Consider the following 12,226-nt stretch of genomic DNA (forward strand, 5'->3'; position numbering starts at 1 on the left):
GCAGGCCACGCGGGTTCTGTGGGGCCGCCGTGGGCCCAGATCGCGCGTTGCAGACCGAGGATCGACAGCGTCAGAGGGTTCGGCGAGAGGCGTTACGGGTGCGCCACATCGCCGGGAACGACCGGTACGACGACCTGCGTCGTTATGACGCGGAGATGACCCGTCGTTGGAACGAGGCTTATGACCGCGAGCACCTGAACCCACCTGCGACACGGCATCGCGAGCACGGCTGGTATCTGCCAAACGACGACTGACCTGCTGTCCGGACACGCCGGCACGCCGCTGCTTCCAAAGAGCACGTGCGGCTGCGTACGTCGGCCTAGCGCTGTCTTGGGTGTTCGGGTAGACGGTCGCTCAACGGACGCTCCGCGGCTCGTCGCTCAGCCCTACTTGCTCCGCTGACGAACTGAGGGCCAGCGAAGCGCCGCCGTCAGCGGTGGCGTGCGTCAATCCGGTCAATGATCACCTGCAGCTCCCTACGGAGCTGCAGCGATCTGGTGATCAAGCCTCCTCGACGTTCGTCGAAGAGCGCAAACGCTGCATCGACGTCTTCGCCGCTCCGCCAGAGGCCCTCGTTCTCGGGATCTTGTCGAGCCTCGTCCCACCACTCCCATGCGTTGATTGTGTCGACCCAATGAGCGCCCACGGTGTCGATCGACGTGGCTAGTTCACCGACCGCCTTGCGATCTTCGGCCGCTCGAAGACGCGGGGCCAGGGCATGCAGTCCGTTCGTCTCGAACTCCGTGAAAATCGACGGAGGCTTCTCGAACTCATACGCCAACTGCGCCGAGCTCTCGGCATACTCCAGAGGCCGAAGCGCTGCGAACGCGATGTCGCGCACTTGCTCTTCGACTCGCATTCTCCGCTGCCTGCGAGACTCACGCCACGTGTAGAGGGCACTGCTCGCTGCCACGGCCAGCGCTAAAAACGCGATGCCGTTCGATATCCAATCCACTCCGCCATCCCATCACGCGTCGCAGTAGCTGAGCCACGACTGAATGTACGCATCTCAGCGCCGCCAAGTGCTGGCGCAGCCTACTGCCGCGACTCCGACTTCACCGGCCGTCGCGATAGCCGGTCGTTGATCGGCCAACGGGCGCGTTGTCAGTCGCTCGCGGATCGTAGCGTCGCAGATACCCCGTCCGATTTGATTCTCACCGTGCTGCCCCAAACGGACGCCGACGAGTCCTCAGGCTGAGAACGTCAGCTCGGCAAGTTGTGCCGTAGGTCGTAGCCTGTGTCGGCGAGGAACTGCAGCCGGTTCCGGACTTCTTGCAGTGACGCTGCGTCCTCGTCCTTGCGTATGTCGGCGCGGAGGAGCGTGTTCGCGGTGATGATGTCGTCGGTGCGGTCCGTGTAGCTGGCGGCGGCTGCGGTGAGGAAGATCGTGGGGTCCGCCGGGCGGATGAGTTCGGTGCCGGAAAAGCCGACGGTATCGGGTTCAAAGCCAAGCGCGGCCATGTTGACCTCCTGCTCGGTGAACGCGACCAGCCGGTACGGCATCTCGCGCTTGCTGATCGCCGGGTAGCCGGGCCGGTCGGAGATGGCACGACCGGAGATGCGGCAGCCGGCGCTGATGAGCCGTTCCGCTTGCTCGACCAGCGGCAGGTCGGACGTCCACCGGGTCCTGACGCCGCCTGGTCCGGGGTAGCAGGCGATGGCGAAGTCCACGAGCCCTCCGACTTGCCGTGACTCCCACCCGATGTCAGTGCGGTGCACGCGTTTCCCAAGGCGAGCGAGCGCGTCATCGACCTGTCCGGCAGTCAGTCCGGCCTGGACCAGTCCGTCGAAGGTGGCGCCGTTGACGGCGAGCATGCGTGCGACGGCGAAGGCGACGTAGATCGGTGCGGCGTCTTTCCACCGCTCCTTCGTTCCGAGGGCTTGTCTGCCGTCGATCCAGACGCGGCGTCGGTCGACGTCGACCAGCAGCACTGTCGCGGTCTGTTCCGCGAGCGCGATCTGCGTGGCAGTGACGGTCTTCGGCGCAAGGAGCAGCAGTTCCGCGTCGTTCGTGTCGTCGTCGCCGGGGCGTTGGGTGAGTGTCGGGAAGCGTGCGCGGCGGCCGTCGGCGAGGCGGATCGTGTCGTGCGCCTCCACGACCGCACGAAGCCCGGCGAGTTTCAGGACAGACAGGGTGTCGGTGAGGTCGGTGGTGTCTCCGAGCCCGTACGGCATCGTGATCTGCGGCCTGCCGGAGTACGCGGCAGCAACCCATTCAAGCCCGGGCCCCATCAGCTGCGCTCCTCCGCAGTGTCGGGCCGGGTGATGGCGATCAGCCAGCGGGTCTCTTCGAGGAACGGTTCCCACCCGTCGCGGGCGTCGCCGTGGGCTGGTTCGCAGATGTTGCTAGTGTCGGTGCTGCGGATGATGACCTGCCGCAGCTCGCTGCTGGGTGGATCGCGGAAGAACACGTGCCCGTGGACACCGTCGGTATCGAAGGCGACGTTGAGGAGGAACGGGTCCGGCCGGCAGGTCATGGCCGCCACCGTCGTCCGCGGAAAAGGGCGATGATCGTCGCAAGCGGCCGGCCCTGCTGGAGCCAGGTCAACGGTGTCAGCGGCACGTCGTCGACGGTGAGGAAGGCGCGGGGTGTGGTCATGAACTCGGTCATCGCTGCTGCGTCGAGGAGCGGGCGTGGTGCCGCCGCGTAGAGGACGTCCAGGCCTGGCAGCAGAGACGACGGGTCGCCGGTCTCAGGCAGGGCAGGTCGGAGGATCTGCCAGTCGGGGATACGTTCCTCACCCTCGAGGTCGAAGCTGAGCAGCCGGCACGACTCGAACAGCTCACCGACCTCGTCGATGCTGACCTGCAACGCGGCGGCGACTTCCGGCTCAGTGAGGGTGGTGTTAAGGAGGTTCCGGCGAATGCGGGCTTGGGCGGTCTGCCACCAGTCCTCGGGAACGTCCGCCGGGCCGACGGCGGAGTGTCCGGGAGCGCGGGGGATCTGTCGTCCTTCGTCGGCGTACGCGGACAGCTGCTCGCGGGTGACTTCCCCGCGGGCGTACATCCACAGCTGCGACTGCCACGGCATGTCGTCCGGGAACCCTTCCAAGTAACCGGAGTGGATCACCGCCCGGACGGCCTTCTCCCGCTTCGCGATCTCCGAGGCCGGGATGAGGACGGTCTGCACGATGCGGTTCGCCTCCCACACCGCCGGCACCGAAAGGTCCGACAGGACCGTGTTGGTCCTGTCGTAGAGCTCGTAGCCCGGCTCGACATCGATGGGGCGGACGAGGATCTGCGCCAGGTGCGCGTCCGGGTTCTCCGTGTCCTCGAGGAGCACATGCCCCCAGAGAATCCGGTCGCTCGACAGGTGCATGGACACCAGACGCATCATCTGCAACTACCTCCAAGGGGTTGGGCGTGAGCATGGCGGGTCAGGACTGCGGGAAGTCGGCGGTGGTGCGGCCGATGCGGTCGGGTGTGTAGCGGAGGAGGAACCGCATGATTCGGTCCGTTTCGACCATCGCCGGCACCGTCGGGTCCTGCGCAGTCGGGTCGACGTTGGTGAGGCGGAACCAGGGCGGTTCGTCGGCGTGGTCGATGAGGACCGTGGCCGGCTTGTCGTCCGGCTGGTCGGGGTCGGTGAACATGACGGAGCCGAAGAAGCGGGTGTCGTCGTACGCCAACGTCAGTGACAGCAGCTGCAGCATCAGCCCACTCCGCCCTCACCGCTGCCGTTGTTGGGGTGCCAGCGGAGATCGTGGGCGAGGTTTGATTGGAAGTGCAGCAGCTGCCGCAACCCATTCAGGGCGTCCGTGTTCGCGGTCACCCAGCTGTCTTCATAGAGGACGTGCGCAGTGATGAAGTCGTCCGTGCAGCACCCCTCAGCGCTGCTGAGGATCGTGGTGTCCTGCGGGATGACCACCTTCACCGTCGCCTCGTTCACGGTGGCGGGCTGGTAGCCGAGCGCGGCCATGTCAGGGTGCTGGGCGAAGAACGCCGTCAGCCGGTCCGGCTGGACGAAGACGCCGGCCTGCTGCGCCGCCCACCGATCCGACATCACCCCACCGAGACTGATGAGCTGATCGGCTTGCTCGTCGATGGTGGTGTCACGGCGCCAACAGGTCCGGACCCCGCCGTAACCCGGATACGCCGCCAACGCCCAATCGCAGAAGGTGGGCCGGTCGGCTGCCTCCCACCCGATCGGCGTGTGGAAGACGTTCGTTCCGAGCGCCGGCATGACTGCGCGGACATCGTCGAAGGGGATGCCGATTCGGTCCGCGATAGCGCGTGTGCCGCCGCCGTGCAGGGCGATGGTGCGGGCGATCGCGAACACGGTCCGCCACCCCGGTGTCGCGTCCCGCTCCATCGACGACCCGTACACCTGCCGACCGTTCGCCCAGACGCGTTGCCGTTTCCCGTTCACGAACACCAAGTCCGGGTAGCGGCGGGCGAGCGAGAGCACGCCGCCTTCCGACCCGCCGGGGATGACGATGAGGTCCTCGGTCCGTTCAGCTGGTGTGCCGTCGTCGTTGATCGTCGCGGTCGGGTTCGGGGTGGACAGAAACCCGGACCGGCCGTCCTCGAACCGGAGCCGATCGAACGCCTCCACACGAGCGGGCATCCCCGCCGCCGCCAATGCCACCAGCGTCTGCGTGATGTCGATCGTCCACCCGAGCCCGAACGGCAACGACAGAATTGTCTGCTGGTCCCGTATGTCCTGCACCCACTGCCGGTCACTCATCAGCGCCGCTTCCGGCTGGCTTTGACGGCCGGGCCGCATCACGGCCAGCCAGCCGCGGGTCGTGTTCGGAGAGCCGCTCGAGCCCGAGGCCGGACGCGTCGAGGATCGCGTTCTCGGACTCCTCGGTGGCGACGAACGACCCGATTTGCGCGTTCACCGCGACAAGAGTCCCAATCCGACTTCGCGCATCCAACACCACCACATCAACCTCCTCAGCAGTGCAATCGGAAGTGAGCTCCGGCTTCGACGGATGCAGGGCCGGGAACTCGAGCCGCTGCACCGGCGGATGCCACTTCACCCCGATCCGCAGCACCCGGCCATCGGCATCGTTGCGGTAGAACATCGACCCGAAGGGGTGACCCATGTCGAGAGTCAGATCTGCGCCGTCGAGCCTCCAGCCGGCGGCAGCGTAGGTCGGGTCCCACCGCTGCACGGTGAGGGCGCCGAGGCCCATCTTCAGGCCAGGGATGAGGGCCTCGTTGTCGCGAACGTCGGCGTAGAGGGCCTGAAGGTTCGGGGGACTCTGGTCGCGCAAGTCCGATAACGGGATGCGCGCCATGCCGCGAATCGCGGCGAGCTGCTGACGCTGCTTCGCGGTCAGCTCCGTCTCGTCGGGGTCGCCACTCACGAACCGGACCCAATTCTGGCCGCTGCAGCCGTCTCGGAAGGTCCGATCGAAGTGGTGGCGGCACACGGAGTGCAACTCGTGGAGCGGTGCATGATGCGCACGCTACGAGGCCCGCTCCGCTGGCGGGGCCGATCTGGCGGGGCCGGGTCCACGAACAGGAAAGCTGACTCCGCCGCCATGCACTTCGGCAATTGCGGGCACTCGGCCGAAGCTCCCCACTTCGGGGGCCAGAAGTGACTCAAACGGCGCACTACCGACCCACGAATGAGGGACAAATCAGCTCGAACGGGCCTCACGCGAGTCCGTGAGCAGTGTGTCCGCACAGCTCGTCATCACGGGTCCGCATAGTCACGGCATCGGCAAGCAACAGCCTCGCCACCGACTTGAAGGACAGCATCATGGACCGCAACACGAACTTCAGCACCGCCCCGATCGCGAGCTGCACGCAGACTGCGCCCCACACCCACGGCATCGAGGAGCTGCAGCAGCTGCGCATCGCCCTCCTGCGGGATGGCATCCCAGGTCGCCAGGACTTCACCTGCCCGATGATCCGTGCCTGGCGCCGCCAGTTCGACGACACCTACGGCGTGGACGCCACGGTCACCCCGACCGATGGGTCGCAGACGGACGAGACGAAGACGCACGGCAGCCGCGTGCGGGAGGCCGACATCCAGGTCAGCAACATCCTGCTCCGCTGGCACTGCGACGGCTGGCCCGTCGCCACGCCCCGCACCGAGGGGGAAACCGACCTCAACGGCCGTGCACACCAGCCGGCCCCGACGCCCGCACCCAGCGACCCGAACTGCTTCGGGTACGCACACCGTATCCCCGCCGCGACGCTCCCGCCCCGCCGCAAGTCCAACCACATCGAGGGTGACCAGCCGGACTCCAACCGGAGCCTCGCCGAGCAGCGGAACGTCGACACGTGCGCCACGGGCGCGTCCACGTTGAGCCTGCGGGAGTACCTGCCGGGTGTCGGCCAGCGGGTCGCGCTCGACGCGACCCTGCTGCACGCCGCGGACATCCCGACCGACTCGAGCGAGTCGAACTACGAGCCCGGCTGGTACGACAAGCAGCCGTCGACGGCGTTCCGACACGCGCCCTGGGGATCGAGCTGACCGTCATGGACCGCAACGCCTCGGAGCCTGCGCCGAGCCTTCTCCACCCAGACCTCCTCGGCTGAACCTCGTCGACAGCGACGTCCCCTTGCGGTGGCCGTGTGGCCGCTTGCGGACAGCCGCGTCGGGGCCATCAAAGCGCCGCCCACCAATGGTGGGCGGCGCTTCGTCACACCGGCGACGCGTCACGGGCACGGGCGGCCCTGGTCGTTTGGGGCTACCCCAGCTGAGACGGCAAGATGAGCGCTCGTAGTGCGGTTGGGGACCCACGCCATCCGGATCGGCGCCCACCTGGTGCGGGGCCTGGCAGACACGTTCCTCATCGACGCGGAGGCCGGGCGCTTGTCCATGCCCTTCCCGGCGGAACTGGCGCGCGACAACGGACTGACGCCCCCCCCCGAGCCACGTGGCCGAGTCCGGGGCGCTGCCCGCAGCGATGGCGGCCGCCGGCGTCACTCCCTAGGACGTGAGCACGGTCCTCCTGACGCACCTCCACCTCGACCACGTCAGCTGGATCATGCACGAAGGCACGCCCTTCTTCTCGAGCGCGGGGTCCGGTACGGAGGCGAGGACTGGGCGCCGCTGGTCGACCGTGCGCCGGAAGGAGACCCGGCGGCCGCTCATGAAGTCCGCCGCCGCGGCCGGGATCCTTCGACCGGCCGCGCCGGGCAGCGAGGAAGTCCTCCCCGGCGTCACCACGACCCACGTGCCCGGTCACACTCCCGTCGACACTCCCGGCCACCGGACCGTCGAGCTCCGGTCCCGGGGGCAGCGGATCGTCTTCGTCGGCGACCTCGTCGAGCTCCCCGCGCAACTCCGCGACGGCACCGTGCACTTCATGACGGACCACCATCGGCACCAGGCGGCAGGCGCGCGTACCGCCCTTTTCTCGAGGGCGAAGGCGGAGGGGATCGTCTTCGCGCCGGCGCACCTCACCGATCCGACGTTCGGCACCATCTCCGACGACGACCGTTGAGCGGACGCCGCGGCGCGCTGAGGTCGCCCGCGTCCCGGCCGCGTTGGCACGCGGTCCGGCGACCTCAGGGACCCGCCGATCGTCTGCACCGGAGCGCGCCGTCGAGCAGGAACCCGGTCGCTCGCAGACGAGCTCCCGGCTCCGGGGACCGTGCACTCGGGACGTCCACGACGGCCCCGGCCATCCGGACGAGCAACGAGACGTCGCGCGCGACGAACCCGGGACGTGCGGCACCTGACACGGTAGCGCTCGCGAGCAGACCGGCGATGGTGTCCCGCAGGACGTCCGTCCTGCGGTCCGGGTGCGCGGCGTGTCGGTCGCGAACCGGTCGCTCCGCCTCGGCGAGGACGTCGTCGACCGCCCGGTCGGTCGACCGCAGTTCGAACAGCCCGACGAGGAGTGTTCGGAGCGCGTCGCGCGGATCGTCGACCCGCGCCGCCCGGTCCGCGACCGCGCACACACCGTCGAGTGCCTCGTCGCGGAGCGCGCTCACGAGGGCGTCCCGCCCACCGAAGCGTCGGTAGAGCGTGCCGACGCCGACGCCGGCCGCCCGTGCGACCCCGTCGAGCGACATCGCCGCACCGTGCTCGGTGAACTGTTGGCGGGCGGCCGTCAGGATCCGCCTCCGGTTCAGCGCGGCATCAGCCCGCAGCGGAGGAGGGGTGGGCTCACCCGGCGTAGGCAAGCGGATCCCACCCCTCGACGGGGCCAGCCTCGGCGATGCCTCGCACGAACAGGGGGTCGCGGTCGCTGAACGCCCTCGCGGCCCGCTCGGACCGGAAGACGGCGATGGCGTCCACGAATCCGTCAGCCTCCGGCAGGGTCCCGATCAACCACAGACCGCCGTCGGCGCCGAGACCGTCGAGGTCCGCGCGGTGCTCCGCGTAGGCGCTCCGCACCGCCGCGTCGTGCCCGACAGGCCACCGGTACCGAACGACGTGGTAGGACCTGCGTTCAGGAGGCGAACCGAGCACCGAGACCTCCGTCGACGTCCCACGACGCTCCGGTGACGTAGGACGCGGCGGGGGATGCCAGGAATGCGACGACGGACGCGATCTCCTGCGGCGTGCCGATCCGGCCCAGTGGGTGGATGCGCTGCAGGTGGTCCCAGGCCGCGTCCGGGTCGTCCATGGCGCGGTACTGCGCGACCATCGGCGGGGTCTCGACGTAGCCCGGGCACACGGCGTTCACTCGGATCGCGTCGTCGGCGAGCTCGAGCGCCATGGAGCGGGTGAGTCCGAGCACGCCGGACTTCGCGGCGGCGTACGGGAAGAGTCCTCGGCGAGTGAGGTGCGCGTGGATCGAGGCGATGTTCACCACGGCCCCGCCACCGTTCGCGCGCATCCCGGGCAGTGCGGCCTTCGTGCAGAGCCAGGCTGCCTTGAGGTCGACGGCCATCAGCGCGTCCCATTCGGCGCTCTCCAGGTCGTCCAGGCCGGCTGCGCGGCCGACGCCGGCATTGTTCACGAGGACCTCGACGGGGCCCAGCTCACGCTCGACCTCAGCGAACGCCTCGGGGATGCGCGCCTCGTCGGCGACGTCGCACCGGACGAACCGGTGGTCCGGGCCGAGCTGCGCGGCGGCAGCCCGGCCCGTCGAGTCGGTCCGTCCGAGGATCGCGACGCGCCACCCCTGGTCGGCGAGGGTCTGCGCGATGGCGAAGCCGATGCCCTGCGTGCCGCCGGTGACGACGGCAGTGCCGCGGGTGGTCGCGTCGCTCATGCTCACGCTTCCTTCGGCAGGTCGGTCCGCGCGGCGCTGTCGTGCTGCGACTCGATGTCGGCGAGCCGATCGCGGAGCGCGTCTGCGATGTACTTCTGGGAGTCGCTCCCGGTGACCAGGCGCAGCGGCGCCGGGTTCTGGTCGACGGTGCCGATGATCGCCGCGGCGACCTTCACCGGGTCGCTGACCGAGGGCAGCGCGGGGTTCTGGATGCCGCGGGTCATCGCCGCGGGCGTGCCGTCGTATGCCGACATCGGCTCGGGGAGACGCGAGCTGCCGACCCGGAAGCCGGTCGCGGCACTGCCCGGCTCGACGATCGTGACGCCGATGCCGAACGGTGCGAGGTCCTTCGCGTTGGCCTCCATGAAGCCCTCGACGCCCCACTTGCTGGCGTGGTAGAGCGAGGCGCCCGGGTTCGTGGCCTGGCCGCCGTAGGTGGACACCTGGATGATGCGGCCGCCGCCCTGCGCGCGCAGGTGCGGCACCGCGGCGCGGAGGATCTGGATCGGGCCGACGAGGTTGGTGCCGAGCTGGTGCTCGATGAGCTCGTCGGTGAGTTCCTCGGCCGCCCCGAACAGGCCGTACCCGGCGTTGTTGACGATGACGTCGATGGTGCCGAGGTCTTTGAAGGCCCGCTCCACGACGTCGCGGATCTGCGGGGTGTTCGTGACGTCGAGCTGCGCGACCCAGATGCGGTCGCCGTACTGCTCAACCAAGTCGTCGAGTGACTCGGTGTTGCGGGCGGTAGCGGCAACGCGGTCGCCGCGCTCGAGGAGCTGCTCGGTCATGAGCCGTCCGAAACCGCTGTTCGAGCCGGTGATGAACCAGGTGCGCTGAGGCATGGCTTTTTCCTTTCGGGATGTCGCCGACCGATCCGGCCGGCGTGGAGACCATCGTCGGTCGGTGCCGATACCGCGGGAAGTCCTTGCGCATACCAGTAGTCGGAGGGACAGGTTGAGTGGCCCAGTGCGCTCGGATGCTCCGTACGCTCGGGGCGTGGACACCCATAAGCCCCTTGCAGACTTCTTGCGTGCCCGTCGCGAGCTGCTGCGCCCCGAGGACGTCGGTTTGGCACGAGGTGAGCGCCGCCGTGTGCCTGGCCTTCGCCGTGAAGAGGTGGCGCTGCTGGCGGGCATCAGCAGTGAGTACTACCTTCGGCTCGAGCAGGGTCGTGATCAGCACCCATCGGACCAGGTCATCGAGGCAATCGCATCTGCACTCCAGCTCGATGAACAAAGCCGTGCGCACGTGACGGAGTTGGCGCGAGCGCGGCCGGGCCGCGGACCGGCGAAGCGCCGCCGGCCGCAACGCGTTCCTGATGGGGTCCGAATGCTGATCGACACGGTCAACGTGCCAGCATTCGTCATGAACCAGTACCGGGACGTCTTGGTGGTGAATCGCCTCGCGACGCTGCTCGAGCCGGCACTCATCGTCGGGGCCAACCGGCTGATCTCTCTCTTCACCAACGAAGAGACGCGCGCGTCGCATCCTGATTGGAATCAGAACACTGCGAGCGTGGTGGCGCAACTCCGCGCCGACACCGGCGCTGAGGAGGACGACCCGCAGTTCCAAGCGCTCATCGGGGAACTATCCATGAAGAGCGAGCGATTCCGTCAGCTGTGGGCGCGACACGATGTCAGCCTGGTGGGATCACCGACGGGTGTCATACACAATCGTCAGGTCGGCGATCTGCTCTTGCGTCGTGAGAAGTTCGCAGTGATCGGCAGCCCCGGGCTCGTTGTGGTGATGTACCACGCGGAGCCCGGCACCGCCGACTCGGAGAAACTCGGGCTGCTCGCCTCACTGGCTTGAACAACCCTTCCAGGCCTCACTGTGCGTCGATGACTGCGTCCCGGAGCGAAGCGATCACGGTGGCCAGGAACTCCTCCGTCATGCCGTAACCGACTCCGACGAGGGCGAGGCGGCCGTTCGTGGTAGCTGCACCGAGCATCTGCTCACCGTCAACCTGTGTCAGGACGAGGGGCCCCCAGAAAGCGTCAACCGTCACGGCACCGCCGGCGGGGAACCGGGTGGTGCCGAGGTTGCTCACAACGACGTCCAGGCCGAGTGCTCCGCGCGCCATGAACGCCTCAGCACGCTCCGCCGTCACGTGCGGGTCCATTGCGGCGCCGATGGCGGCTACAGAGCGACCGATGCCGACCGTGCTTCGAGCGGGGGCCAGGGCGGTGATGCTCTCGCGAGCTTCTTCCCAGAACGTGTCCCGCCCATTCGGGCGGCCGCCTGTCCGGGCAACGGCGATGAACACGCCGGGCCCATCCTTCGGGCCGATGAACGGGAGCAGGCTGATCGGGCTCATCGTCCGCACGAAGTCAGTGCCCCGAGCTGCCTTCGATGCCCGCGCGGCCGCCGCGATCAGCGCGCCATGGAGTGTGGTGCCCTCGTTGCGCGCCGCCGTCAGCAGCTCGGTGGTGAAGACCTGATCGAGGGTGTGCGCGAAGACCTTCGCCTCAGCGCCGTCGAACGGACGGAACGTGGGCAGCGCGCGCAACTCGTCGTGGGCGAGCGGCGGGGGACCCGCAGGCGGGCCGAGCTGTACTACCTCGTCGAGTTCGGGGACTCGCGCGAGCGCCTGTTCGCGGGACTCAGACGGTGTTTCGGGTCCGAGGTCTTCGCCGTTAAGGGCGCGCGACAAGTCGATCAAGAGTGATGCCCCTGAAAAGCCGTCTGCAAGCGAGTGCACCATCGTGAGCAACACCGTGGCTCCTCGCTCACCATCGACGCCGTCGTCGATGAACACGGCTCGTACGGTTGGGTCGTCGGGTTCGAGCGTGAAGGCGTCCGCTAGTTCCTTCGCTGCCTCTTCTTCCCACGCAGTGCCGGCTGCTGCGCTCCGTAACGGGATGGGGTCTTCGGATGACCGCATCTCAGGTCCAGCTTCGGTCTCGACGACTCGCGCTCCGAAGGCCGGATGATGTGACTGCAGGGCGCTGAGAGCGTGTCGCAGCGTTGGGGATTCGACAGCACCCTTGAAGTGAGCTGCGACGACGAACTGCATCGGGTGCAGTTCGGAGAATCGGTGGTACATCCGCTCGATAGCTCCGAGCGGACGTGGAAGAGCGTGCATGAGTGTCTCC

Annotated in this window: 16 protein-coding genes; 4 read left to right on the forward strand and 12 right to left on the reverse strand. The window is 68.3% G+C overall.

Translation table 11 applies throughout. The annotated features are described in order from the left end of the window. Window positions 1–98: 98 nt before the first annotated feature. Window positions 99–254, forward strand: coding sequence for a hypothetical protein (locus DEI98_RS18230; protein ID WP_181437920.1), 156 nt, complete (start codon window positions 99–101; stop codon window positions 252–254). 176 nt (window positions 255–430) lie between these two features. Here DEI98_RS18230 and DEI98_RS04140 read toward each other — a convergent pair whose 3' ends face one another. From DEI98_RS04140 to DEI98_RS04170, 7 genes are all read right to left on the reverse strand, one after another. Continuing rightward, window positions 431–859 carry a hypothetical protein gene (locus DEI98_RS04140; protein ID WP_146243413.1) on the reverse strand — a complete coding sequence of 143 codons (429 nt, stop codon included), beginning with the start codon at window positions 857–859 and terminating at the stop codon, window positions 431–433. A gap of 344 nt (window positions 860–1,203) precedes the next feature. Next, complete coding sequence (locus DEI98_RS04145) at window positions 1,204–2,232, reverse strand: hypothetical protein (RefSeq protein WP_146243414.1); 1,029 nt, start codon at window positions 2,230–2,232, stop codon at window positions 1,204–1,206. Beyond that, the gene (locus DEI98_RS04150) at window positions 2,232–2,486 is read right to left on the reverse strand and encodes a hypothetical protein (protein WP_111099995.1); all 255 of its coding nucleotides are present in this window, start codon (window positions 2,484–2,486) and stop codon (window positions 2,232–2,234) included. The genes DEI98_RS04145 and DEI98_RS04150 overlap by 1 nt, the downstream gene beginning before the upstream one ends. Next, the gene (locus DEI98_RS04155) at window positions 2,474–3,325 is read right to left on the reverse strand and encodes an antitoxin VbhA family protein (RefSeq protein ID WP_146243415.1); all 852 of its coding nucleotides are present in this window, start codon (window positions 3,323–3,325) and stop codon (window positions 2,474–2,476) included. Before DEI98_RS04155 ends, DEI98_RS04150 begins: the two co-directional genes overlap by 13 nt. Window positions 3,326–3,377: 52 nt before the next feature. Then, window positions 3,378–3,653 (reverse strand): hypothetical protein, encoded by a 276-nt coding sequence (locus tag DEI98_RS04160; protein WP_111099997.1) that lies wholly within the window; start codon window positions 3,651–3,653, stop codon window positions 3,378–3,380. After that, window positions 3,653–4,729, reverse strand: coding sequence for a hypothetical protein (locus DEI98_RS04165; RefSeq protein ID WP_181437921.1), 1,077 nt, complete (start codon window positions 4,727–4,729; stop codon window positions 3,653–3,655). Before DEI98_RS04165 ends, DEI98_RS04160 begins: the two co-directional genes overlap by 1 nt. Then, window positions 4,680–5,315: a hypothetical protein gene (locus DEI98_RS04170; RefSeq protein ID WP_146243416.1), complete on the reverse strand. Its 636-nt coding sequence runs from the start codon at window positions 5,313–5,315 to the stop codon at window positions 4,680–4,682. Before DEI98_RS04170 ends, DEI98_RS04165 begins: the two co-directional genes overlap by 50 nt. A 398-nt stretch (window positions 5,316–5,713) precedes the next feature. On the opposite strand from DEI98_RS04170, the gene DEI98_RS18510 reads away from it, so the two are divergent. Both DEI98_RS18510 and DEI98_RS04180 read left to right on the forward strand, forming a co-directional pair. Continuing rightward, the gene (locus tag DEI98_RS18510; RefSeq protein WP_181437922.1) at window positions 5,714–6,433 is read left to right on the forward strand and encodes a hypothetical protein; all 720 of its coding nucleotides are present in this window, start codon (window positions 5,714–5,716) and stop codon (window positions 6,431–6,433) included. 466 nt (window positions 6,434–6,899) lie between these two features. Then, window positions 6,900–7,409 (forward strand): MBL fold metallo-hydrolase, encoded by a 510-nt coding sequence (locus tag DEI98_RS04180; RefSeq protein ID WP_111100001.1) that lies wholly within the window; start codon window positions 6,900–6,902, stop codon window positions 7,407–7,409. 64 nt (window positions 7,410–7,473) lie between these two features. Here the strand turns inward: DEI98_RS04180 and DEI98_RS04185 are convergent, their stop codons facing one another. From DEI98_RS04185 to DEI98_RS04200, 4 genes are read right to left on the reverse strand one after another with little or no spacing between them, the layout of a single operon-like run. Next, window positions 7,474–8,094, reverse strand: coding sequence for a TetR/AcrR family transcriptional regulator (locus DEI98_RS04185; RefSeq protein ID WP_220037057.1), 621 nt, complete (start codon window positions 8,092–8,094; stop codon window positions 7,474–7,476). Beyond that, a complete protein-coding gene (locus tag DEI98_RS04190; protein WP_111100003.1) occupies window positions 8,078–8,308 on the reverse strand; it encodes a hypothetical protein in 231 nt (76 codons plus the stop codon). Before DEI98_RS04190 ends, DEI98_RS04185 begins: the two co-directional genes overlap by 17 nt. 55 nt (window positions 8,309–8,363) lie before the next feature. Beyond that, window positions 8,364–9,131 (reverse strand): SDR family NAD(P)-dependent oxidoreductase, encoded by a 768-nt coding sequence (locus tag DEI98_RS04195; protein ID WP_111100004.1) that lies wholly within the window; start codon window positions 9,129–9,131, stop codon window positions 8,364–8,366. Window positions 9,132–9,133: 2 nt separating this feature from the next. Continuing rightward, window positions 9,134–9,973, reverse strand: a complete 840-nt coding sequence (locus DEI98_RS04200) for an SDR family oxidoreductase (RefSeq protein ID WP_111100005.1) — start codon at window positions 9,971–9,973, stop codon at window positions 9,134–9,136. Window positions 9,974–10,127: 154 nt separating this feature from the next. Here DEI98_RS04200 and DEI98_RS04205 point away from each other — a divergent pair, with 154 nt between their 5' ends. Beyond that, window positions 10,128–10,943 (forward strand): helix-turn-helix transcriptional regulator, encoded by an 816-nt coding sequence (locus DEI98_RS04205; protein WP_258370734.1) that lies wholly within the window; start codon window positions 10,128–10,130, stop codon window positions 10,941–10,943. A gap of 16 nt (window positions 10,944–10,959) precedes the next feature. On the opposite strand, the gene DEI98_RS04210 is transcribed toward DEI98_RS04205, so the two are convergent. After that, window positions 10,960–11,889 (reverse strand): hypothetical protein, encoded by a 930-nt coding sequence (locus DEI98_RS04210; RefSeq protein ID WP_146243417.1) that lies wholly within the window; start codon window positions 11,887–11,889, stop codon window positions 10,960–10,962. Window positions 11,890–12,226 lie beyond the last annotated feature (337 nt).

This window comes from Curtobacterium sp. MCLR17_034, assembly GCF_003234485.1.
GTDB classification, from domain to species: Bacteria; Actinomycetota; Actinomycetes; order Actinomycetales; family Microbacteriaceae; genus Curtobacterium; species Curtobacterium flaccumfaciens.